The sequence below is a fragment of the Desulfosporosinus sp. BICA1-9 genome (genome assembly GCF_000802135.1).
The window spans coordinates 47,536-69,723 of sequence record NZ_JUEE01000145.1 but is presented as its reverse complement, the minus strand read 5'-3'; the positions used below and the strand labels follow the sequence as shown (position 1 = coordinate 69,723).

20 protein-coding genes and 2 pseudogenes are annotated in these 22,188 nt (G+C 48.7%); 21 read left to right on the top strand and 1 reads right to left on the bottom strand.

All coding sequences use genetic code 11. The features are described 5' to 3' along the window. The 20 genes and pseudogenes from JL57_RS18080 to JL57_RS17990 form a co-directional block, all read left to right on the top strand. Window positions 1-270, top strand: a pseudogene (locus JL57_RS18080) (DUF3102 domain-containing protein); the annotation flags it as partial. A gap of 784 nt (window positions 271-1,054) precedes the next feature. Continuing rightward, window positions 1,055-2,920 carry a sigma-54-dependent Fis family transcriptional regulator gene (locus tag JL57_RS18075; RefSeq protein ID WP_291299656.1) on the top strand — a complete coding sequence of 622 codons (1,866 nt, stop codon included), beginning with the start codon at window positions 1,055-1,057 and terminating at the stop codon, window positions 2,918-2,920. Between the two features lie 348 nt (window positions 2,921-3,268). Beyond that, window positions 3,269-4,732, top strand: coding sequence for a DUF2193 domain-containing protein (locus tag JL57_RS18070; protein WP_291299655.1), 1,464 nt, complete (start codon window positions 3,269-3,271; stop codon window positions 4,730-4,732). A gap of 121 nt (window positions 4,733-4,853) precedes the next feature. Further along, on the top strand, window positions 4,854-5,597 hold the full coding sequence (locus JL57_RS18065) for an MIP/aquaporin family protein (protein WP_034140688.1): 744 nt from the start codon (window positions 4,854-4,856) through the stop codon (window positions 5,595-5,597). Between the two features lie 148 nt (window positions 5,598-5,745). Continuing rightward, on the top strand, window positions 5,746-6,726 hold the full coding sequence (locus tag JL57_RS18060) for a beta-ribofuranosylaminobenzene 5'-phosphate synthase family protein (RefSeq protein ID WP_034140687.1): 981 nt from the start codon (window positions 5,746-5,748) through the stop codon (window positions 6,724-6,726). Continuing rightward, entirely contained in the window at window positions 6,701-7,333 is a 633-nt protein-coding gene (locus JL57_RS18055; RefSeq protein ID WP_291299654.1) for a flavoprotein, read from the top strand. The genes JL57_RS18060 and JL57_RS18055 overlap by 26 nt, the downstream gene beginning before the upstream one ends. Before the next feature lie 92 nt (window positions 7,334-7,425). Then, window positions 7,426-8,775, top strand: a complete 1,350-nt coding sequence (locus JL57_RS18050; RefSeq protein WP_034140685.1) for a DUF6513 domain-containing protein — start codon at window positions 7,426-7,428, stop codon at window positions 8,773-8,775. A 31-nt stretch (window positions 8,776-8,806) separates the two neighbouring features. Next, window positions 8,807-9,424, top strand: a complete 618-nt coding sequence (locus tag JL57_RS34765) for a DUF447 domain-containing protein (RefSeq protein ID WP_291299653.1) — start codon at window positions 8,807-8,809, stop codon at window positions 9,422-9,424. Window positions 9,425-9,489: 65 nt separating this feature from the next. After that, window positions 9,490-10,353 carry an NADP-dependent methylenetetrahydromethanopterin/methylenetetrahydrofolate dehydrogenase gene (locus JL57_RS18040; RefSeq protein WP_034140684.1) on the top strand — a complete coding sequence of 288 codons (864 nt, stop codon included), beginning with the start codon at window positions 9,490-9,492 and terminating at the stop codon, window positions 10,351-10,353. Window positions 10,354-10,355: 2 nt separating this feature from the next. Next, window positions 10,356-11,567 carry an ATP-grasp domain-containing protein gene (locus tag JL57_RS18035; protein WP_034140683.1) on the top strand — a complete coding sequence of 404 codons (1,212 nt, stop codon included), beginning with the start codon at window positions 10,356-10,358 and terminating at the stop codon, window positions 11,565-11,567. Window positions 11,568-11,622: 55 nt separating this feature from the next. Then, complete coding sequence (locus tag JL57_RS18030) at window positions 11,623-12,003, top strand: molybdopterin dinucleotide binding domain-containing protein (protein WP_291299652.1); 381 nt, start codon at window positions 11,623-11,625, stop codon at window positions 12,001-12,003. Beyond that, a complete protein-coding gene (locus JL57_RS34760; protein ID WP_291299651.1) occupies window positions 12,000-12,335 on the top strand; it encodes a hypothetical protein in 336 nt (111 codons plus the stop codon). The genes JL57_RS18030 and JL57_RS34760 overlap by 4 nt, the downstream gene beginning before the upstream one ends. A 12-nt stretch (window positions 12,336-12,347) precedes the next feature. Further along, window positions 12,348-13,307, top strand: a pseudogene (locus tag JL57_RS18025) (formylmethanofuran dehydrogenase subunit B); the annotation flags it as partial. After that, on the top strand, window positions 13,276-14,928 hold the full coding sequence (locus JL57_RS18020; RefSeq protein ID WP_034140682.1) for a formylmethanofuran dehydrogenase subunit A: 1,653 nt from the start codon (window positions 13,276-13,278) through the stop codon (window positions 14,926-14,928). The pseudogene JL57_RS18025 and the gene JL57_RS18020, both read left to right, overlap by 32 nt. Further along, window positions 14,919-15,824, top strand: a complete 906-nt coding sequence (gene fhcD / locus JL57_RS18015; protein WP_034140681.1) for a formylmethanofuran--tetrahydromethanopterin N-formyltransferase — start codon at window positions 14,919-14,921, stop codon at window positions 15,822-15,824. The genes JL57_RS18020 and fhcD overlap by 10 nt, the downstream gene beginning before the upstream one ends. 26 nt (window positions 15,825-15,850) lie before the next feature. After that, on the top strand, window positions 15,851-16,735 hold the full coding sequence (locus JL57_RS18010) for a formylmethanofuran dehydrogenase subunit C (protein ID WP_045691472.1): 885 nt from the start codon (window positions 15,851-15,853) through the stop codon (window positions 16,733-16,735). Continuing rightward, the gene (gene mch / locus JL57_RS18005) at window positions 16,720-17,709 is read left to right on the top strand and encodes a methenyltetrahydromethanopterin cyclohydrolase (RefSeq protein ID WP_034140680.1); all 990 of its coding nucleotides are present in this window, start codon (window positions 16,720-16,722) and stop codon (window positions 17,707-17,709) included. Before JL57_RS18010 ends, mch begins: the two co-directional genes overlap by 16 nt. Before the next feature lie 19 nt (window positions 17,710-17,728). Further along, window positions 17,729-18,637, top strand: a complete 909-nt coding sequence (locus JL57_RS18000; RefSeq protein WP_291299650.1) for a RimK family alpha-L-glutamate ligase — start codon at window positions 17,729-17,731, stop codon at window positions 18,635-18,637. Between the two features lie 13 nt (window positions 18,638-18,650). Then, a complete protein-coding gene (locus JL57_RS17995; RefSeq protein WP_045691473.1) occupies window positions 18,651-19,610 on the top strand; it encodes a triphosphoribosyl-dephospho-CoA synthase in 960 nt (319 codons plus the stop codon). A 20-nt stretch (window positions 19,611-19,630) separates the two neighbouring features. After that, window positions 19,631-20,386: a (5-formylfuran-3-yl)methyl phosphate synthase gene (locus tag JL57_RS17990; protein ID WP_045691474.1), complete on the top strand. Its 756-nt coding sequence runs from the start codon at window positions 19,631-19,633 to the stop codon at window positions 20,384-20,386. Here the strand turns inward: JL57_RS17990 and JL57_RS17985 are convergent. Further along, complete coding sequence (locus tag JL57_RS17985) at window positions 20,334-21,011, bottom strand: hypothetical protein (RefSeq protein WP_291299649.1); 678 nt, start codon at window positions 21,009-21,011, stop codon at window positions 20,334-20,336. The two genes, JL57_RS17990 and JL57_RS17985, sit on opposite strands and share 53 nt — an antisense overlap. Window positions 21,012-21,138: 127 nt before the next feature. On the opposite strand from JL57_RS17985, the gene JL57_RS17980 reads away from it, so the two are divergent. Then, complete coding sequence (locus JL57_RS17980; RefSeq protein ID WP_034140679.1) at window positions 21,139-22,173, top strand: ATP-grasp domain-containing protein; 1,035 nt, start codon at window positions 21,139-21,141, stop codon at window positions 22,171-22,173. Window positions 22,174-22,188 lie beyond the last annotated feature (15 nt).

Below are 22,188 nucleotides of genomic sequence, written 5' to 3'. Positions count from 1 at the left end.
GAGATTAACTTTATCAAGGAAGAAAGCGGCAAAATGCTGCTTAGCAACGCCGTTGAGATCGGAGGTTGTCTGACGGAAGCCAAAGAGCTGGTACCCCATGGGGAGTGGCTCAAATGGCTGACTGAATCAGTGAGTTACTCCCGAAGCACAGCCAGCAGACTGATGAAAACCTTCCGGGAGTACGGGCCTATCCTCTCCTCCCCCGACGGGGGAGAGAGCTCAAATGGTGCACCGGTGCAACATTTGAACTACACCCAAGGGCTCCTACTGTAGTATAATGTGGTTAATATGGAAATGTTTCCCTGTAAGTAATAAAGCCTGCTTATCTTCTAGAGCTTTTTTACTAACCTCAAGTTCTAAATTCGATTGTGCCAATAACAACATAAGCCGTTTGTTATCTACTAAATTAACTATTTGTCTGATGCTTATTAAAACTTGCATGCTGAGGAGACAAAAGCTATGGTAGAAATTTTCCGGAAAATAGTTGACATAAATCAAAAAATTATATATATTAAAATATAATATGATATTTTAGTATTCAAAGGAAAAGATCAAAGAAATACAATTTAACAAATTCTTTGTCGACCGTAGCGGTACTTGTCCAAGGGGGATAGTGCACGCAGTATTAATACGACGGTCTTTTTTGTTGTTATATCTGGTAAGTTTGCTGGTCCAAAAACTGATAGAGGAGCCTTCTTTAAACAGAATGAAACTTAGCTTCACCCATGCAAATTACCGTGAATTTTCATCTGGTCTGCGCATTGGCAAAGCTTGAGGGGCGAACTTATAAGACGCTACATGGGGCAAACATTTAGATTACAGAGCTGTCTGCAACAAGAACAGATACATCCTGAGTAAAGTTAATCACACCTTGTCCCGTTGAACTCAGATTTTAAGACCGATTCAGATGCCGTTGTGGCCCCTCATGAAAATACTTATATTGGGTCGTAAGGTGAGGTGACGATATATTCAACATTTATACCATGCTTGGGAAGATTTTGTTATAAAGGGGATTACTAATAGTACGATAGCCCAGGTAAATCCTATAATCAAGTTGTCTTGGCAACGTTGCCTGGCGAGAAATTTAAACCCGGAAATGGTTCAAACCGCACGAATTTCCGAACACGGGATAGAGATTCGGAGAAAATATAATCGAAAGCTTATTGAAGTGGCTAAACCTTTTTTGGAGAGACTCTATCAGTTGGTAAAAGGCTCGGGCTTCGTTGTTATTTTACTTGACCATGAGGCCTGTATACTTGAGCTTTTAGGGGACCAATATATCTTAGATCAAAACAGTAATTTTCAAATTGGTGAATTCTGGGACGAAGAGAACAAAGGAACGAATGCTATGGGCCTAGTAAAAATTGAGGAAAAACCACTTCAAGTTTTTGCGACAGAGCATTTTTCCCGAATGAACCATGGGATTACTTGTTCGGGGGCGCCTATCAGGGGAGAAAACGGCGAAATGATAGGAATTCTAGATGTTTCTGGAGATTATCATCATGCTCACGCTCATACATTAGGGATGGTCGTCGCAGCAGCCGAAGCAATCGAGAATTTACTGCGCTTGGAGTCTGCGAATGCGGAAATCGTTCGCGCTTATAATAATGTTAATGCTATCTTGCAGTCTATGTCAGAGGGGCTTATCTCTTTTGATGAAGCAGGAAGGATTACCAGGTTGAATCCGGTTGCGTATAAAATTTTGCATATTAACTCTGAGAGCTACAAAGGTCAATTGATTGGCGATCTTCTAAAAAACTCATATATTTCGACTGTAATGCTTAATGAAGGGCGTACGATTATTGACCGCGAGATTTCCCTCGACACAGGGTACGGGCAGGTGCGCTTTTTGTTTTCAGGGCAACCTATTATTGACAAAAACCTAGAAGTCTGTGGTGGTGTGGCAATCCTTCGGGAAATAAAAAATGTACACCGCTTAGTTAATAGAATAGTTGGGGCAAGAGCACATTTTACGTTCGAAGACATTATTGGACAAAGCGCGTCACTGCTAAAAAGTATCCAAGTGGCTAAGGCTGTTGCAGATAGCATGTCCTCAATCTACTTACAGGGCGAAAGCGGCACGGGTAAAGAAATGTTTGCCCAAGCTTTACACAATGCCAGCCCGGTCAGTCGTGGTCCATTTGTTGCCATTAACTGTGCAGCCATCCCGCGGGAGCTTATGGAGAGTGAACTTTTCGGATATGAAGAAGGTGCATTTACCGGGGCAAAGCGCGGGGGCCGGCCAGGTAAATTTGAGTTGGCCAACGGAGGCACGATTTTTTTGGATGAAGTCGGGGACATGCCATTAGAGACGCAAGTATCTTTATTGCGAGTACTTCAAGAGAAACAAGTTGTTCGTATTGGGGGATTTAAGCCTATTGCGGTTACCATTAGAGTGATTGCGGCAACCAATAGGGATCTGAAGGAAGAAGTTCGGAGGGGTAATTTTCGGGAAGATCTGTACTACCGCCTAAACGTTATTAATATTTCGGTGCCTCCTTTACGTCACCGAAAAGGAGACATCCTACTGTTGGTAGATTATTATATTCATAAATTTTCGCAGCTGCTCCACTTACCACTAAGTGAGCTTGACAGAAAAACTGCTCAAGCGTTAGAGAACTATTTCTGGCCGGGAAATGTGCGCGAACTTTCTAATGCCATTGAACGTGCTGTGAACTTAGCAAAGGGACGAATCATTACGACCGAACATTTACCGGAGTCATTACAAGGCTTAAGCGAACCACCTGCGCAAGCCAAAAGCAATGTCTCCTCCATGGGGGAACTGGAGAAGACGCTAATCATTGAGGCCCTGGACATGGCAGGCTGGAATATTACCCATTGCGCTTCAGCGTTAGGCATCGCCCGTAATACACTTTACCGAAAACTAAGAAAGTACCATATTTCCATCCCAAACGCTTAAATGGGTGTCAGGGCAATGGACAAAATTTGGTAGTTAAAAATACTGACCTTTTAGTCAAAAAGGGCTCTTTCGAAGTCGATCGAAGAGCTCTTTTTTGATTTGTCTGTTAAAACAATGTAACGTTCCAATTTTGAACAATGTATCAATTTTGAGCAATGTTTTATGTGCTCTAATACTCGTACAAGCACAGATCCGTTAATTAAAAACGTATTTTATACTAAATTGCGATAATTAAGATGAATTATAATATTCTAAAGGCAAATTGAGGGCTTGGCATGTTAGTTGCTATATAGGTATATGGGTACAATACAAGGGTACCCAAATAAAAAAATGGGGGGTTTTAAGTTCATGTCAAAAGGACTGTATACCAAAATGATCACGGAAGCCTTAGCAGCTCAAAAAGCAGATTTGAGCGTGATTAAGGCAAAAAGAGGTGGAGCGTTTAAAATTACTGACGCCAAACCGTATGTCGACGCCGTCAACGCGATGACCGTTGGAGAAGGACAAAGTCCTGAAGTGATTCGTCTTCATGTTGATTCTGTGAATGCCCATTATGAAACATTGTTACAACTCACAGATACGGTTCGTCCTGAAGACGATCCCTTCGTCGAGCATTACCAAACTCCACCTATCCTCGAAATCCTTTACGAAGTGGATCCGGCGTTCAGGGGTGCAGTAGAACAGTTCATCGAGGCGATTGCGTCAAATGAGGCTTTGATTGGCAAGGAGTCTTTACGACGCTATGGTGGTTTCTACGGTCCTACATGCGTGGTAGATTTTGCTTTCGTTCCAGGATCAACCAGTAACGTTGTGAACACTATTTTAACCGGCATGAATATGGAGACAAAATATAAGCAAGCCATTTTATCTTCAAAATCCTGGGGAATGAATACCTCTTATGGAATTGGTGCGGCTTTCGCAGCTGCGATCAATGCCGGATCGACGACAGCAAAGGCAGTCGAAGAAGAAATTGCCATGCTGCAACTAGTTTATGATCGCCCGATTGAAGCCCAAACAAAGTTAATGACAGATTTTGGACATTCCTCATTTGACGTCAAGAAATATATGGAAATCTATAAAGAAAGAATGCGCCCGGCGGTTGCAGCCGCGGTTAAGGCGGGAGTACATTACGGTAACATTGTCACCGTACCGGCGTATTGCGTAGGCGATGTAGCCCATCACATTTCGCAATCCATGTTTAACATGTGCAAAGATGACATGACTATGGCTATTATTGAAGCGACAACAGATGTCATGGAGCAAACCTTAAAGTTAGGCTTAGATCAAGGCTACAAGAGTCCTTATGATATTTTGAGCGTTGCAACAGGATCAACGGCTGCTGCCACAACTTACATCCTTGAAAAAGACGCTTTCACCGTACCGATGGTTGTTGATCTTCTTGCTAAACGTTACACAAACTTTGTCCAAAAATTTCCAGATCGCGGGCCTGCGGCTGAACTTCACAATGTAGACTTTATGGACATGATTAACCGTGGTAGTAAAATCTTGAAAACTGGAAAAGTAAAAGGAGTTCAGGTTCAACTAAGTGCTGTTGATGCCAATGAGGTGGTTGCCAATCCTCAGCGCTATACTTACCCTGCGTGCGGAATAACGGTACATTTCTCCTCGCTGATGCGTCTGGCAGATTTCCCTTGTCTTCTGACTAGCGAACCAGTGACAGCAACGTTAATGACCAACATTATCGCCTTAGATCCGACAAAAGCGGGTTCACCTGCAAGAGTTTGCAAAGACTGCGCTGTAGTCAGTTTAGTACAGCGGTGTAACTACTGTAACTGGAACAGTGCTGTTTAACAGCAAAACCGAATGCTCAGAGTAAATGGTAAGGAGAGTTGGAGGCGGCGCCAAAGCTGCCTCCTCTCGTCCCTGAATATTCGTAGCCCTATTGATCATAATCAAAAAAGGGGTGGTTAGAATGGCTTCATTGACTAAGAAATTCATTTCTGAATTAATTGGAACTTGGATGCTTGTTACGGTTGGTGCAGGATCTGCGGCAGTGACCCTGATGTTGGCTGAAGGGGAAAAAAAAGCTTCCACTTTTAATATCGGTATTGGTGCTTTAGGGGGTCTGGGAGATTGGTTAGCCATCGGTTTGGCTTTTGGAATTGTAATCGCGGCCGCCATTTACATCTTCGGACCGGTATCGGGAGCTCACATGAATCCGGCGGTTACAATTGCTCTCTGGATTAGTAAACGGTTTCCTACTGGAGAACTGATTCCCTATCTGGTGGCTCAATTTGTTGGTGCTTCTCTCGGTGCGGTCACAATATTGGCTATGCTCGGCAGCAAAGGGGCAACAGTCGGCGGTTTGGGTGCTCCCGGGCCTTTTCCGGGAATGAGCCTTACCGGCGTCTTCATTGCAGAACTGGTCGGAACGTTTATTCTGATGTTAACCATTATGGGGATTGCGGTCGATAAAAGAGCCCCTCAGGGTTGGGCTGGTTTGATCATCGGACTTATTGTTGCGGGCTTGATTACCACGATGGGAAACATTTCCGGACAAGGAATAAACCCTGCTCGTACTTTTGGACCGGTTTTTGTTGATAGCTTGGTGGGTGGTCCCAACGGTTGGTCAGTTTACTGGATTTATCTTGTAGCTCCCATTATCGGTGCGATCTTGGCGGTCTGGCTTTATGATGGTGTAGTGAAGGAAGATTGAGGGAAAATTGGCTAAATTTGAAAAATGGTTTCTTAGAAGGCAGGCTCCGTCTTTGGGGCTTGCCTTTTAAGAAAGAAGGCTATCGGTAGAAAAATACAGTTAACCGCAACAACAGTTTCCTACTTTGCCAGGGAAAGGTGATGAATGTATGCCGAAATTCTGGGTGAAAACAGGCGCCCGTTTACACCTCGGACAATTGGACTTAAATGGCTCGTTGGGTCGTCTTTATGGAGGTTTGGGCTTAGCTATTGATCAACCCCAGTTGGAGTTAACAGCGGAGAAGAAAAACGGACTTTGCATTGACAGTCCGGATTCTGAGAGAAGCAGGGTTAGGCTCATTGCTCAACAGTATCTCGAACATTATTCCTTACCTGGCGCTAAAATCAACATCATTCAGTCCCTGCCAAGTCACAGTGGTTTGGGTTCCGGGACTCAGCTCGCTTTGGCACTGGGTTTTGCTCTTACCCGTCTATACGGGTTGCAGCCGTCCCTGCTGGAACTGGCAGGGGTGACAGACCGGGAGGGAAGCCGCTCCGGAATCGGGGTAGCGGGATTTGAACAGGGAGGGTTTCTGGTTGACGGGGGAAAACCGACCACGGCCAGGGACAAAATGAATTTAACGGAGACAAAATTTCACGTTCCTCCGCTGCTCACCCGCCTCCCATTTCCTGAGGAATGGGCTGTCATTATAGCTATTCCTAATAAGGAAGAGAAAATGTTTGGTAGTAAGGAAGAAAAGGTCTTTAAGGGTATGTTGCCGATGGAGGAGCATATATCCGGTAAAATTAGCCGGCTTCTTCTTCTGAAGTTGCTGCCCGCATTAATAGAAAAGGACTTGGAACACTTTGGGCAGGCTGTGACTGAAATTCAGGAGTATTTAGGCGACTATTTTACCCCGGTGCAAGGGGGACGGTTTGCTACGGCCCAAGGTGCTCTAGTGGCGGACTACATGTTATCTCAAGGGGCTGCCGGAGTAGGCCAAAGCTCTTGGGGGCCAACGGTATACGGGTTTACGGATCAGAAGAATTTAGCTGCCTTAGTAGAAGGCACTCGCAATTTTATGGATAACCATGGTCAAGTGTGGGTGGCGCGGGCGGTAAATCGTGGCGCAGATTGGGGTTGGCGTTAGTTGTACTAACGGAGTTATTTTTAGATTAGGGGAATCAGGAGAGGAGTATAGGGGCACGATGACTGAACAGGGGAAAAGGATTGAATCAAGGATAGCCTGGGGGATAACAGGAGCCGGACATTTTTTGTCCTCGTGTTTCGATATTCTGCTCGCCATAAAACAGGCCGATGTATTTCTTTCCAAAGCAGCCAGAGAAGTTCTCCCCGACTACGGCTTATTTGAAAAGCTAAAACAGTCCCAATATCGTATCTTTTTAGATACAAGCGCCGGTTCCCGGCCGATTACAAAACTGTATACGGGAGAGTACAAGCTGGTTGTCATCGCCCCGGTGACTTCAAATTCTATTGCCAAGATGGCGAGTGGAATAGCAGATAATTTAATTACGAATCTATTTGCCCATGCCGGTAAGTGTCAAATCCCGACGATATTGCTGCCTTGTGATTCCAAACCGGAAATTAATTCGTTAACACCGCGGGGAGATCAGGTTATGGTCCATGCACGAAAGATCGACCTAGAAAATATAAACCGTTTAGCGGGCTGGCCCGGTGTGACACTGGTTGCCGACCCGGAACAATTAAAATCCCATTTGCATACTTTTCTTGTTTAAACAGAAAATATTATAGACAGCATATGTGCAGCTAAGGCTTCTGCCTGCGCCTAACAGCTGTCTAATCTCTTCCGGAAAAAGGTGTTGTTTCTATGGAGAAATATTTATTGATTACCGGAACTATTGCTTATCGGGCTCTTATAAAATTAATCGAAAAAACAAATCTTGAGATGCTGTTTGAGGTCAAAGCCCTTAAATGCACGGTGGCAGCGCTGATGACGACGGACTTCATCGCGCGCAAGCTTGGCGAGGAGCTTCTTTTAAGCGGAGAGGAAATTATCGTAATTCCTGGTTTGAGTCAAGGTTCCCTGGAACCTATCGTTCAAGCTACGGGCTGCCAAGTCCGGAGAGGCCCGGCTGATTTAAAGGATCTGCCTCCTTTTCTAAAAGGAGAGCAGTACCCGAACCGTTCCACTCCGGAACCCGAACAAGATCAGATGACTTCACCTATCCAGATTCTCGCTGAAATTGTCAATGCCCCTAGGATGAGCCTATCCCAAATTGTAGAAAGAGCTTACTACTACCGGGAGAGCGGAGCCGAGATCATCGATATCGGAGGGGATGTCGATCAGCCCTTTCCCCATCTGCGGGATGTTATCCGAACCCTTAAAGCGGAAGGCTTTAAGGTAAGTATTGACAGCCTCCAAGAAGAAGATATTCTGGCAGCGAATCGGGCCGGAGTGGATTTAGTGCTCAGCTTGAACTCGAACAATCTGGAGCTGGCTAAAATTCTGGATTGTCCGGTGGTGCTAATTCCTGATGATGGGGAAGACTTAAGTTCTCTGTACCGTAACCTGGAGACATTGACCAAGTGGAATACGCCCTGTATTCTCGACCCTATTCTACCTCCTTTGACGATGGGTTTGGTCGAAGGCATCAGCCGGTACCGCAAGCTCAGACGAGATTTTCCGGAATGCCCTTTGCTTATGGGTTTGGGAAATGTGACAGAACTCATTGATGCAGACAGCACGGGAATTAATGCTCTGATGGTTGGTATGGCCACCGAGCTTAACGTGAATTACATCCTTACGACGGAAGTAAGCCACCGGGCCCGGGGCGCAGTTAGGGAAACAAGTCTGGCCCGAAAGTTGATGTATCGTGCCATCACGGAGGGAAGGATACCCAAGCATCTGGATTATAGCTTATTAACCATTAAAGATCCTTTTGGCAATTCGTATGAGGCAGCAGAATTAAGGGAGATGCAGGCGGAGATTAAGGATAAAAATTATCGTATTTTTGTGGATGACCGCTTTATTTACATTTTTAACGCTTTTATTTTCTTTCAGGGGACTTCTGCGCAAGAACTTTTTTCCCGGCTCAGTATTCAAGATTCCAATCATGCCTTCTATCTTGGCCGAGAGTTAGGGAAAGCGGAGATGGCTTTGCGTTTAGGCAAAAAATATGTGCAGGATGATCCGCTGCGTTGGGGGTTATATCAGTGAAGGGAAAGGCAACGGATGCAGGTGAATTATTATGATTCTTGAAACTATCCTTTCGTCTATCAGTCATGATGGTATTGTGAATTTTGCTCCGATGGGCTTGCACATTTCCGATACAGATCTCGAACGCTCTCCAGTCAAACGGATCGTTTTCCGCCTTTATCCAGGTTCACAAACTTACGAGAATCTGAAAGCGACAGGACAGGGCGTTATCAACTTCACGGACGATGTTTTGGTTTTTGTGGAAACAGCTCTTTACTCTGGCTGCCCGCCATCTGTGCCTTCCCAAAAAGTTCGACCACCGAGTATGGCGCATGCGAGTACAATCTGGGAATTTACGGTTACCCGTTTTGATCCATCCACCGAACCGGCTTTCCTAGAGGGAAAGATTGAGCATCGTGAGCAAAGGGGAGGATTTGCCGGATTCTGCAGGGCTCAAGGGGCCGTTTTGGAAGCGGCTATCGCAGCGACCCGCTGGCAATGGCTGCCAATGGGGAAAATAATCGATCCTTGGCCCGTGTGGTTGGAATTGGTTCAGAAAACGGGCGGAAACCGGGAACGGGAGGCATTTAACAAAGTAGGCAGCTTTTTGGTCGGTAAGGGAATTCAGGTGCCGATAGTTTCCGGGGACGGAAGAAAAGCAAGCTTGTGATGAAGCCAAGGGTTAGGGATAGGCGGCAGTTAGGCGCCAGATATATTTAACAGGGAGGGTTTAGTATGAAAAAAATCTTAATTCATCTCGAATCAGATTCTAAAGCGAGTGTCTTTGATCAGATTACGGCCTACGATGCCGGAGCGGATCAGGTGTTGGCCTATGGAGGGGTTCAGCTGGAGGAAGTTGCGAATCTTGTGTACGGGGCAATCTTTACCCGGGGCGGAGAAGGATTGCGCAATACGGCCGTATTTATAGGCGGCACCCAGGTGCCGACGGCGGAAAAGCTGATGAGAAAAGTCCTTGACACGTTTTTTGCGGATTTCCGGGTCTCGGTGATGTTTGATGCCAATGGCTGTAATACGACGGCGGCCGCTTTAGTGCATAAAATTGCTCGGGGGCGGGATCTTAAGGGCAAGAAAGCTCTGATCCTGGCCGGTACGGGTCCGGTGGGGATCCGGGCGGCTACGCTGCTGGCGCAGGAGGGATGTGAGGTATTCCTTTCTTCGCGTCAACTTGCGCGTTCTCAGGAAGTTTGCAAGCACATGGAGGAAAATAACGGTGTAAAAGTAAAACCTGTAGAAGCAGCCAGTCCTGAGGATGTGGAAAAAATCTTAGCCCAAGGAATTAACATTGTGGCCAGTTGCGGTGCCGCGGGTGTGCAACTGCTGGAGCAGGCGGCGTGGGCTTCTGCCCGTTCGCTGGAAATCATTGCGGACATTAATGCGGTAGAACCGTTAGGCGTGGAAGGAATGAAAGTTACGGACAATGGCAAGGAACGGGAAGGGAAAATTCTGTACGGTGCGATTGCGATCGGCAACTTGAAAATGAAAGTGCACCGCGCTGCCGTTCAGGCTTTGTTTGAGCGCAATGACCAGGTTTTAGATTTTTCACTTATTTATGCCTTGGCTAAGAAAATGGAGGCCTAAAAATGTTCCTTCTTGTCGGGGCAAGCATCAGAGCACTGATGGAGTCCGCTGTGGAGTCAGGCTACCCGGTCAGGGGGATTGATTTCTTTGGAGATTTAGACACCCGGCGGTGTGGAAAAACCGTGGGCATCGTGAATGACCTTGGTTTGGCTCCGACCGTGAAAAATTTGCTGCAGGTTGCCCGAGGCTTGACTTGTCAAGGACTGGTCTATGTTTCCGGACCGGAAAACCACCCCGAGGAATTAACTTTCTGGGAGGAGCGTGGCTTGTTGTGCGGGAACGGGGTTTCTGCATTACAGCAGGTGCGGGATCCGTGGCAACTCAGGCAGGCCCTTTCTGAAATTGGGATCGCGATGCCCGAATTTTATCGCGTGGAACAGTGGAGCCCGGATGAGATAGGGAAAAAATGGCTTCTGAAACCCCTGAACAGGGGCGGGGGACACGGGATTGTCGAATTGCCCCAGGAAAAGGTGGATGCTCGGGCGCGGATCTCCGGCTTAGGGGATCCGTCCCGGTATATTGTCCAGGAATATATTTCCGGTATTCCGGCTTCAGTCACCTTCTTGGCGGACGGACGACAGGCGGTTGTGTTGGGGACCAGCCGTCAGTTGACTGGAATACAGGGGTCTCAGCCTTTTATCTATGCCGGAAATATTGTGCCATTCGATAGCTCATTCCTACCGGGGCTGAGGACTTTTGAAGAGGATTTGATCCGCATCAGTCAACACCTTGCCTCAGCTTTTGGCTTAAGAGGGGTTAACACCCTGGATTTTATAGTTAACTCGAGCGGGATTTGGGTTCTGGAATTGAATCCTCGTTGGTCAGCTTCAGTGGAACTGATTGAGAAGTGGAGGGGAGAACGTTTGTTTTCCCCTCATATTGCCGCTTGTAAAGCAAAGGGACAGAATTCGTTCCCCCCCAGCGGAGACAACCGTAAGCCAGTTCACAAGCAGGGCTGGCAAGGTTTTTGGGGAAAAAGTATCGTCTATGCCCAATCCTCTTTCCAAGTCACGGCAGATTTGGATATCCAGTCTCTATACGAGCAGGGAGTGCGCGATATTCCGCCCGCCGGAACCAGGCTGGAGAGCGGCCAGCCCATCTGTACCGTTTTAAGCGGCGCTGCGAGTGATGCCGCTTGTTGGCAAAGCTTGCAAGTAAAGTCAGAATGGGCCCGCCAGGTTTTTGGTGATATCAAGTCATCCGCTGCCCGCTAAACCGCATAAGCAGCAAGTTAGTTTGGACAACTATTGATTAAAGGAGGGGTGCGTCATGGGCATTATTTCCGGTTTACTAATTACCGTGCGAACCGGCCGGCAAGGTGCCACGATGGAGAACGGGAAATTAACCCCGGAATACCTCGAAGAAACCTCGACGCTGGCGATTAATCCCGAGGATTTCGCTGCCCTGGGAATGGCTCCGGGCCAAAGAGCTCGGTTAAAAAGCCCTGATGGTGAAGTCATCGTCACCTGCCGGCCCACGGAAGGGCCGCGCGGATTATTCTTTCTGCCGCTGGGCCCGACAGCTAGTCAATTAATCAGTGGAGAAACACATGGAACAGGAGTTCCGGATTTTAAGGGATTACTCGTAACGTTAGAACCAGAACTTGAATTTTCTCAGCAGACTAATCTAGGGGGTGAGATACGTAAATGAGTATCTATCAGGATGTCGTATGTACTTTCTGCGGGAGTCTTTGTGACGACCTTGAAGTCGAAGTGGCAAACAACAAAATTGTAAAAGTGAAACGGGCTTGCCTAATTGGTCGAAACAAACTTATGCACGCCCAATCAGATTTGGCTTCGGTCCGTATCAACGGTCAACCCGCTACCCTGGATGGAGCATTGAATGAAGCGGCACGGATATTATCAAAAGCCAAATCCCCGCTTGTCTACGGTTTATGTAGTACGACAACCGAAGCGCAGCGTGAGGCTGTCGTCTTGACCGAACTGATCGGGGGAATCGTGGATAACCCTTCGTCCTACTGACACGGTCCGGGCGTTGTTGCCCGCCAGTCAGTTGGACTGGCTTCATGTACGTTAGGCGAAGTAAAGAATCGGGCAGACCTCTTAATTTACTGGGGTTGCAATCCTATGGAAGCCCATATGCGCCATCTTAGCCGCTATTCTGCGTTATCAAAAGGGCTTTTCGTTCCGGAAGGCCGCAAAGGTCGGAAAGTGGTCGTGATTGATGTACGACCGACAGCAACATCAAAACAGGCCGATATATTTTTACAGGTCACTCCTGGACAAGACTTTGAGATTGCCACAGTCTTACGCGCCTTAATCAAAGGTTTACCTTTAGAGGGGCTTAGTGAATCCAGTACCGTCGCTGGTGTACCTTTGTCCAAGTGGCGGGAATTGGTTGCCTTAATGAAGGAGTGCCATTACGGGGTTGTCATGTTTGGAATTGGTCTTACGCAGAGCCGGGGGAAAGAGTTAAATTTGGAACAAATTAATACACTGGTCGGGGAAATGAATGAGTTCACTCGCTTCTATGCTATTCCAATGCGTGGTCACGGTAATGTCAATGGCAGCAATCAGGTTTTGACCTGGCAAACTGGGTATCCCTTTGCTGTGAATTTGAGCCGTGGGTATCCGCGTTACAATCCGGGAGAATTCAGTGTTATGGATCTGTTGGTTCGACGGGAGGTAGATGCCGCCCTAATCATTGCTACAGACCCTGGGGCTCATCTTCCTAAAGCTGCAGTTGAGCATCTTAAAAATATTCCCATCATTGTCTTGGAACCCCATGAAAATTGGACTACCTCATGGGCCAACGTAGTGATCCCTGTAGCACCTGCAGGGGTAGGGGCTGCAGGTACGTTTTACCGGATGGATAGCGTGGCTTTGCATGTTAAGAAGTTGGTGGATTTCCCGTTTCCTTCCGATCTAGAGGTGGTAAAATCCATAAAGGAGAGAATAACGGATGTTAAAGATTATCAACGGGCAAGTTTATGATCCAGCAAACGGGGTCAGAGGAGAGCTAAAAGACATCTGCATTGAGGGCGGTAAAATTATCGCAGAGCCTCACTTTCCTCAAAACCACAAGGGCGATATTGAGGTGATCGATGCCGCTGGATGTGCCGTGATGCCGGGTGGCGTCGAGATTCATAGCCACTTAGCGGGCCCGAAGGTAAATACCGCACGCATGATGTGTCCGGAAGACCACTATGATCATGTTCATTCCAAGACGCTCGCCACGCGCTCGGGAACGGGATACACAATTCCAAGTACATTTTTAACGGGCCAGTTATACTCGAGGCTTGGTTATACGACAGTCTTCGAAGCGGCTGTTCCGGCCTTGCTGGCCCGTCATGCGCACGAAGAACTTCAAGATACACCCTTACTTGACGCGGGTTTTTTTACGCTCATGGGCAATAACTACATGATGATGAAAGTCCTTGGTGAACCTGAGTCTGAGAAACGAAAAGAGCGACTAAGGGATCTTGTAGCTTGGCTTTTACGGAGCAGCAAAGGATATGCTGTGAAAATTGTGAACCCGGGTGGCATCGAAAGCTGGAAATGGAGCCAGGGTTCGGTCAATCTCGATACCCCCGTTCCTCCGTTTGGCGTGACGCCGCGACGGATGCTCTTGGAATTGGTTGACGTGGTGGAGGAGTTGCATCTGCCCCACCCCATACACCTTCATTCCAATCACCTCGGCGAAGCCGGAAATGTGCAGACGACGTTGGAAACCATGCGTACGCTTGAAGGCCGCCGCGTACATTTGACCCATATGCAGTTTCACTCGTATGGCGCAACAAAAAAAGGGGGCATTGCATCAGGAGCGCCCCAGATAGCGGAGTACCTAAACCAACACCCTGAATTTACGTGTGACGCTGGGCAGATTGTTTTCGGTCCAGTGACCACGATGACTGCGGATTCTCCCATGCAATTCCACCTTCACCAGTTAACCGGCAACAAGTGGGCGAATGCAGACGTTGAGATGGAGTCGGGGGCAGGCATCGTTCCCTTAATCTATCGCCCGAGCAATCTGGTAAATGCCATCCAATGGTCCATTGGCTTAGAACTTCTCCTGTTGGTCAAGAATCCGTGGCAGATTTTCCTGACGACTGATCATCCCAATGCGGGACCGTTTACAGCTTATCCACAAATCATCCGCTTACTTATGGATGCAGACTATCGCAGGGCACGGATGGCAGAACTAAACCCGAAAGCTGTTCGTTATACTTGCTTGGCGGAATTAGACCGAGAATACACGCTCGATGAAATCGCCATCATTACCCGTGCCGGTCCGGCAAAAGCTCTGGGACTTTACCGTAAAGGGCACTTGGGGGTTGACGCTGATGCGGACGTGGCCATTTATCGGCTTCAACAAGATAAGGAAGCGATGTTTTCTCGCCCAGCCTATGTCTTAAAAGATGGAGAGGTTATCGTTCGCGAGGGACAGGTGATCAAGAATGTTAGGGGCCGGACACTATTTGTCCAGCCTGAGGGCTCACAGAAATTGCCTCCAGATCTGGCTGATGATTTTGCGAAATTCTACTCGATTGCGCTCTCGAATTTCGCCGTCGAAGAAGAGTATGTTGAGCGCCCGGAGGTGATCCCATGTATTTAAATGGTGTAGAAATCGAAGAAACGTTCGCCGAGGCGTTTACGATGCGTGGCACAAGAGTGACAGTTACTGCGGTAAACGAACGATGGGCTCGCTACGCCGCCTTGGCAGCCACCGGCTTTGCGACGTCAGTTATCGGATGTGGGGTCGAAGCTGGGATTGAGGGACCTACAGCGAGTACGCCGGATGGCCGGTTCGGCTTGGATTGCCTCTTTTTTGCCTTCTCGAAAGAAGACATGGAAAAACACCTTATCAAACGTATCGGTCAGGCGATTATGACCACCCCGACTTCAGCCTGCTTCGACGGAGAATTACCGGAATTTCAGGGGCAAGGGGATACCTTGAACAAAGTCAATATCGGAGGAAAGCTGCGTTTTTTTGGAGATAGTTATCAAGCGAGTAAAGTTATTGGAAATCAGCGCTATTGGCGGATTCCAGTTATGGATGGCGAATTTTTAGTCCAAGAGGAGTTCACCGTAGCCAAAGCGATTGGCGGCGGGAATTTCCTTATCTTGGCTGAAAGCGCGGAGGCAGCCCTTCTGGCCGCGGAAGCTGCGGTAGAGGAGATGCGTACCATTCGTGGTGTTATCCTTCCCTTCCCGGGCGGTGTGGTCCGCAGTGGGAGTCAGGTTGGGTCAAACTACAAATTTCTTTCCGCCTCGACGAATACAGCCTATTGTCCAACGATTCGAGGACGCCTTGATAGCCTGCTTCCCGATGGAGTCAATGCCGTGCTGGAGATTGTCATCGATGGACTTACCTTCGAGGCTGTGAGCCGGGCGATGCAGGTGGGGATCAACGCAGCGACTCAAGTGCCGGGCGTCCAGAGGATTACCGCAGGCAATTACGGAGGACGTTTGGGTAAACATCATTTTCATCTCCAAGAGATCTTGATTTAAGAGTTAAAAGGGATAGGGGGTAAGGCATGAAAACGCAAGTGACACTGGTTCTGAAAAAAATCCCCTCTGTGCCGGTGGAAGCAGAAAGTATCAACCCCGAGAATGTCACCGAAAAAGGAATTCAGGAGATCGAAAGTATGCTCCTGTGGTGTGGAAATCGCCAAGCAAGGGTCGGCGACTACTTTGATGTCGAGATTGCATCGCTCGAAGAGACTAAGAACGGTGTTGCTGATCCTGTGTTTAATTCGTCTAACAAAGGCCAAAAGAATTTGGCAAAGCTTGTGTTACAGGGAGACCTTTCCAAATTCAAGCGGCTTGGGCAAGGCATGGCCGCAGGGGAAATGGTGATTCAGGGGTCGGTGGGTTTCCACGCCGGAGCGCTTATGCGTGGAGGAACCCTTGTGATTCAGGAAAATGCCGCTGATTGGCTGGGTGCCCATATGGAAGGCGGGCACATTCGGGTGAAAGGTTCAGTGGGTCATTTTGTCGGATCCGCTTATCGAGGTAAAACGAAAGGAATGACAGGTGGCACGATTCTGATTGGGGGTAATGCTGGGCAAATGCTTGGAGCGCGCATGGCCCGAGGGCTCATCGCGGTCGAAGGAGATTGCGGAGACGTGCCGGGATTTGGCATGATGGCGGGCACGATTCTCATTCAAGGAACTCCAGGGATTCGGGTCGGTGCGAAAATGCACCGCGGCACCGTGATTCTTTTTCAGCCGAAAGTTCTTCTGCCCACGTTTTATTACAATTGTACCTATAAGGTTCCCTTTTGGAGTTTATTGTATAATCAACTTATCCGGGAAGGCTTCTCGCTGCCAGCTTCATCTCAAGACGTGTCCTTTCGCCGCTACAGTGGTGACGCTAATGAAGGGGGAAAGGGGGAAATTTTAATATGTCTTTGTCATTAAAAACAGTGCCTGAACTTAGCCCCAATCAACAAGCGCTTCCGATCGTCCAAGACCTCATCGCTCGCCGTGAACAGCTTCAGGTGGCAGTCCACCTAGTCAGTGGGACCACGGTGATTGACTGCGGGATCAATGCTCCAGGGGGGTGGGAAGCAGGGGTCGCCTTCGCTTCGATATGCCTGGGGGGCCTCGCACAGGTGAAGATGCACTGGGCAGATTTTGGCGGGTTGCGCTGGCCTGCGGTCGAAGTAGTAACCGATCATCCCATCCGTGCTTGCCTGGCCTCCCAATATGCCGGCTGGTTTATTAAAAAAGACAAGTTTTCGGCTATGGGATCCGGGCCTGGGCGAGCTGTGGCTCATACAGAAGAGCTGTTTGCCAAGTTAGGCTATGAAGATCCCTCCCCGGTTGCCATCCTTTGCTTAGAAAACCGCAAACTTCCTACTGAAGCGGCTGTGGAGATGATCGTTGAGAAGTGCGGGTGCGAACCGTCTAATCTCTATATTTTAGTCGCGCCTACAGCGTCGCCGGTTGGTTCGGTCCAAATCGCGGCTCGTGCGGTGGAAACCGGTTTGCATAAGCTCATGGCGCTGGGGTATGACCTGGGAGCTATTGAAAGCGGATGGGGCATTTGCCCGATTCCGCCGGTTGCTGCCGATGATCTCAAAGCTTTGGGTCGAACAAACGATGCCGTGCTTTATGGCGCTACCGTTCATTATCATCTGCGCGATGACGACGAGAAGCTGGCCTCTCTAATTGGGCAGATCCCGTCACTGGCCTCGCGTGATTACGGCGAACTGTTTGGGAAACTGTTCGAGCGGTATGGCTCGTTCTATGACATCGATCCGCTCTTATTTAGTCCGGCGGAAGTGTGGTTGAGTAATCTGCAAAGCGGTCGTTCCTTCCATGCCGGTTCTGTCCGTTCAGACCTGCTAACCTCGTCTTTTGGGCTTGAAGCGCAGGACAAAGATAGTTAAAGCAAGAGGGGACAAAAATATGCGTCAAAGAGTGCGGATGGGGATCATGGGAACAGCAAAAGGACCTCACATACAAGCTTTAGCCACAGCCCTGCAAAACAGAGGTGCAGAAGTTAGCTTCGTTTCCCCTCAGCGCCTGACATCGTTTATCCCGGAGCCCGCAACCATCATCACGGGCTCGGATGGGTCTCGAAAAAACCTCGGGGATCTGGATGCCTTGCTTGTCCGTTCGCTGCCTGGCGGATCCCTGGAACAAGTGATTTACCGGGTCGATGTACTGCATCGGTTGGAAAAACTCGGCTTAAAAGTCATTAATCGGGCTGCAGTCTTGGAAAAAACAGTTGACAAGTTCTATACGTCTGCTTTGTTAGCCGATGCGGGCTTGCCGGTACCCAAAACCGTCGTGACCGAAAGCTTCGATCAGGGGATGGAAGCTGTGAGGAAGATGGGGGCAGTGGTTGTGAAACCCCTTTTTGGCTCCCTCGGAACAGGCATGGTCATGGTCGAGGATCCGGAGGTGGCTTACCGCGTTTTTCGAGCCCTGGAGATGGGGCGCTATGTATATTATTTACAAGAATTTCTACCGCATAATAATGAAGATTACCGACTCTTTGTTGTCGGTGGGGAAGTAATCAGTGCGATGCGTCGCCGTGGAGAAAATTGGAAGACTAATATCGCCTGCGGTGCGATTGCGGAATACGTAGAACCGGATCCCGTCCTGAGCCAGTTAGCCCTTAAAACGGCAGAGCTTTTAGGAGCAGATTACGTTGGTGTAGATATACTAATCAGTCACGGGCAACCCTATATTATTGAAGCCAATGGGATTCCAGGCTGGACTGGCCTGCAATCGGTGACTAATGTCGACATTGCCGGGGTTCTGGCAGAGTATGCCATTCGTCAGGTGCAATTGGTGATTAATAAAGATTAGAAGGCGAGAAAGAATGCCAAAGGATGATTTTTGTTGGGATATTGCTTGGGCTGCGCAAGCGGCCTGCATCTTAGAAGCCAATGCGCCTAAAGTGGGGAATGTAAACCGTTTGAATGATTTTGCGGACTGTTCCCTGGAAGATTTCCAGATGAGTGCGGTGGCTATTGCCGAGCCGTTGGGTCGGGTTAAAGCGCTTGGGGTTGGACAAACCATCCGAGCGGCGATCCAGGCAACGCGCCAGGCGGTTCCGACGAATACAAATTTAGGGATGGTCTTACTTCTGGTTCCTTTGGCGATGGCCTGGAGCCTGATGGAACAAAGTTGCGAGGAAAAGAATGGCGCTGGGGAGAAAAAAGAGCCGCAGCGTGAGGGCTGGGCGAAGGAGATAGCCAATGTCCTCACGGGGCTTACGGCGGAAGATACCCGCTGCGTCTATGAAGCCATTCGCCTAGCTACCCCTTCAGGCATGGGGCACTCGGAAAGCCAGGATGTTTACCAGGAAAATTCCCCGGATATTACATTATTGGAAGCCATGCGTTTAGCTGCTGGCTGGGACATGGTTGCCCTAGAATATGTGAACCAGTTTCATACGGTCTTAGAGGTGGGGCTTCCGGCCTTGGAACGGGCTCTGAACGCCGGTCTATCTTTACCCCATGCGACTGCCCATACACACCTCTTCCTTTTGAGCCAATTCCCGGATACACTAATTGCCCGCAAAGTGGGTTTAAGCTTAAGTGAGACAGTTCAAGCGAGGGCTCAAATGATTTGGGAAGAAGGAGGGTGGCGGACAGATGCCGGACGGGCGCAGGCCGCAGAGTTTGATGCCTGGTTAAGAGAAGATGGGCATCACCTGAATCCTGGCTCGACAGCGGACCTAATTGCAGCCATCCTTTTTGTTTTATTTCTAGAAAATGGGCTCGGGCTTTGGAAGAAAAACCGCCGGGGCAAGGTGAACTTGCAAACGAGTGAATAAATAACAAGGAGTGGGTTCCTATGGGCATATTTTTAGACTCTCCTTTTTTGGCATCGGCCCCTTTGCTCTTGGTCAGTGTGGTTAATCTGGCGGAGGCGAAGGTTGCGTTCGAGGGAGGTACGGATGTCCTTGATATCAAGAATCCGGCAGAAGGAGCTTTGGGTGCTCCACGTCCCGGGGTTATTGCAGACATATGTCGAGTATACAAAGGTAAAAAGCCAATTAGTGTAGCCCTAGGCGAATTTCCGGGAAAACCCAGTGCAGCGGCTTTGGTCGCTATGGGAGCCGCCCAGTTCCAACCGGATTACCTGAAAATAGCATTTCTCGCTGATGCAACGCGCGCGGAGATCGTTACAACCCTTCAGGAAATAAGGCTGGGGGTGGCGTATGTTCAGCCGGAAGAGATACCCGTGGTTGCCGTGGCTTATGCGGACACCCTGCCTTCCGCGTCTTGGACTTTAGAGGAATTTACTACTTTCGCTCAAGATGGCGGTGCTCAGGGCTGTCTTGTGGATACCTGGGAGAAAAACGGAACGTCTCTGCCGAATTTTTTATCCAGGCAACAAAGCGCAGAATTTATCGCTAACTGTCACGATCGCCAGCTTTTCTGCGGTTTGGCCGGATCTTTAAAGCCTGAAGAAATAGGTTCTTTGCTCACCTTAGGTCCGGATATTATTGGGGTGCGTTCGGCTGCGTGTGGAGGAGATCGCTTGCGGGGGGAGGTTACTTCTCAACGGGTGACTGGACTAAAGGCACTTTTTTCCCAAAAGAAGTAGGGGTCTTTGGCCCCAGATAGACGCCCTGCGTGTGACCGGTCTCTAAAAGTTCAGCAAGTCGTTCCGGATAAAGACCATTCAGAAACCAAACCGGAAGATTGGGCGAGAGAGCTTCATGAAAATAAGCGTCGACGTCCGGTTCTTTGACCTCTGGATCAATATCAACGCTCTTTAACAAGACGAGGAGCGCAGCATCCAGCCGTTTGGCAAGATAGGCCGCGATGGAATCTGAGGTGACGCTCCATGACCGGGGTAGGTCCTCCGGTGGTACGAGGCTTATGTAACGGGAGCACAGGAGGATCTGGGGGCTAGAGGGGAAGCTCGATTGCTGAAAAGACACTGGAGCGGCGAGGTCAGTTAATCTGCTGCCGGGAATAAACGACTGAAGGAGGTAAGCAAACTGATCCATGGCTAACAAGGCCATAAAATGACAGGTCGGCTCACTGAGGTTTAATCGTTCTCCATAGTCGCGGACACTGTCTGCAAAGGGTCCTCCGCCGGGTACGATGAGCAAAGGGTGTTTTGCGGAAAAACATTGCAGGATGTTTCCGAGTGGCTTGAGGGCTTGGCCGTCTTCCTGGTAAACCAAACTTCCCCCCAGTTTGATGATGATGGGTTTTTGCAATAAAATCATCCTCCTGTCATTTTTTTTAAGAGATGCGTTATTATTAAATATGTTTAAATCTTTTACTTATTGTAAAGGAATTCGTGTGTTTTGCCAAAGCCAAGAGTTTTTGAGGAGGTAGGGATTTTTGCGAGTCTTAATCTATGAGTTTTTTTCTGCTGGTGCAATGGACGATAACGAAGATTTGTTTTTATTGGGATTTTCTATGCTCAATGCGGTTCTGAGCGATTTTATTGAGCTCCCTGGCTTGGAAATTTCCACGGTCCTTCAGTCTCGCGTCAAGGATCTCATGGTCCAAGTCCCTTATGCCAGTCGGATACACATTTCTTGGACTGGGGAGGGGACTGGAACATGGCTTGATCAATATGAGGAAATGTTGGAATGGTGTGATATTGTTTTAGTGATTGCTCCTGAGACCGACGGGCTTTTGGCCAGGCTCATCGGTGCAGCCGAAAGGAAAGGAAAGAAGGTGCTGGGTTCAACCGCCAAAGCGGTGGCCCTGGTCAGTGATAAAGCGGAAACCATAAAATTATTGGCAAGCCAGGGCTTACCCGTTCCGTACACTGAGAGGTTGACATGGCCTTTGCCTTCTCACTGGCAGGCCAGGATTGTCGAACGTTTTCCCATGCCGATCGTGCTTAAACCAGTGACCGGGGCCGGAGGGCAGGGGGTTATGGTTATCAAAGATCCTGTTCGCCTAGACCGAGCCGTGAAACAATTTGAAGGGGTATCAGGCCCCACACCTTTTCTGGTACAAGAGTATATCTCAGGAGAGGCGGTGAGCGTCAGTTGCTTCGTCACGGCCGGCCAGGTGCTGCCATTAAGCTTGAATCGTCAACACATAGCTCAGGATGAAGAGCTTTATTTCCAAGGGATTACGATTCCCTATCAGCATCCACAGGCCCAGGATGCCCTTGACATTGCCAAGCGTGCCTGCGAGGCGGTAGATGGACTTGCGGGATTTGTTGGGGTTGACCTTGTCCTCGGCGTAACGGGGCCTGTGATCATGGAGATCAATTCCCGAATTTCTGTGGCCTATGTCGCGTTGAGAGAAGTTGTTAAACGGAATTTAGCCCAGGATCTTTGGCTTACCTGTCTGGAGCAGCGCTTACCGGCTCCACCTGAGCTAAGCGGAACATTTACATATCGAGTGGGTTCATAAGGCGAAACGTACGCA

Excerpts from the sequence above, each read along its gene's own strand:
- JL57_RS17990 (WP_045691474.1), top strand. The coding sequence starts at position 19,631 with ATGGGCATATTTTTAGACTCTCCTTTTTTGGCATCGGCCCCTTTGCTC.
- JL57_RS34760 (WP_291299651.1), top strand. The coding sequence starts at position 12,000 with ATGAGTATCTATCAGGATGTCGTATGTACTTTCTGCGGGAGTCTTTGT.
- JL57_RS18070 (WP_291299655.1), top strand. The coding sequence starts at position 3,269 with ATGTCAAAAGGACTGTATACCAAAATGATCACGGAAGCCTTAGCAGCT.
- JL57_RS18010 (WP_045691472.1), top strand. The coding sequence starts at position 15,851 with ATGAAAACGCAAGTGACACTGGTTCTGAAAAAAATCCCCTCTGTGCCG.
- fhcD (WP_034140681.1), top strand. The coding sequence starts at position 14,919 with ATGTATTTAAATGGTGTAGAAATCGAAGAAACGTTCGCCGAGGCGTTT.
- JL57_RS18035 (WP_034140683.1), top strand. The coding sequence starts at position 10,356 with ATGTTCCTTCTTGTCGGGGCAAGCATCAGAGCACTGATGGAGTCCGCT.
- JL57_RS18000 (WP_291299650.1), top strand. The coding sequence starts at position 17,729 with ATGCGTCAAAGAGTGCGGATGGGGATCATGGGAACAGCAAAAGGACCT.
- mch (WP_034140680.1), top strand. The coding sequence starts at position 16,720 with ATGTCTTTGTCATTAAAAACAGTGCCTGAACTTAGCCCCAATCAACAA.
- JL57_RS18065 (WP_034140688.1), top strand. The coding sequence starts at position 4,854 with ATGGCTTCATTGACTAAGAAATTCATTTCTGAATTAATTGGAACTTGG.
- JL57_RS18040 (WP_034140684.1), top strand. The coding sequence starts at position 9,490 with ATGAAAAAAATCTTAATTCATCTCGAATCAGATTCTAAAGCGAGTGTC.
- JL57_RS18060 (WP_034140687.1), top strand. The coding sequence starts at position 5,746 with ATGCCGAAATTCTGGGTGAAAACAGGCGCCCGTTTACACCTCGGACAA.
- JL57_RS18030 (WP_291299652.1), top strand. The coding sequence starts at position 11,623 with ATGGGCATTATTTCCGGTTTACTAATTACCGTGCGAACCGGCCGGCAA.
- JL57_RS34765 (WP_291299653.1), top strand. The coding sequence starts at position 8,807 with ATGATTCTTGAAACTATCCTTTCGTCTATCAGTCATGATGGTATTGTG.
- JL57_RS17995 (WP_045691473.1), top strand. The coding sequence starts at position 18,651 with ATGCCAAAGGATGATTTTTGTTGGGATATTGCTTGGGCTGCGCAAGCG.
- JL57_RS18050 (WP_034140685.1), top strand. The coding sequence starts at position 7,426 with ATGGAGAAATATTTATTGATTACCGGAACTATTGCTTATCGGGCTCTT.
- JL57_RS18020 (WP_034140682.1), top strand. The coding sequence starts at position 13,276 with ATGTTAAAGATTATCAACGGGCAAGTTTATGATCCAGCAAACGGGGTC.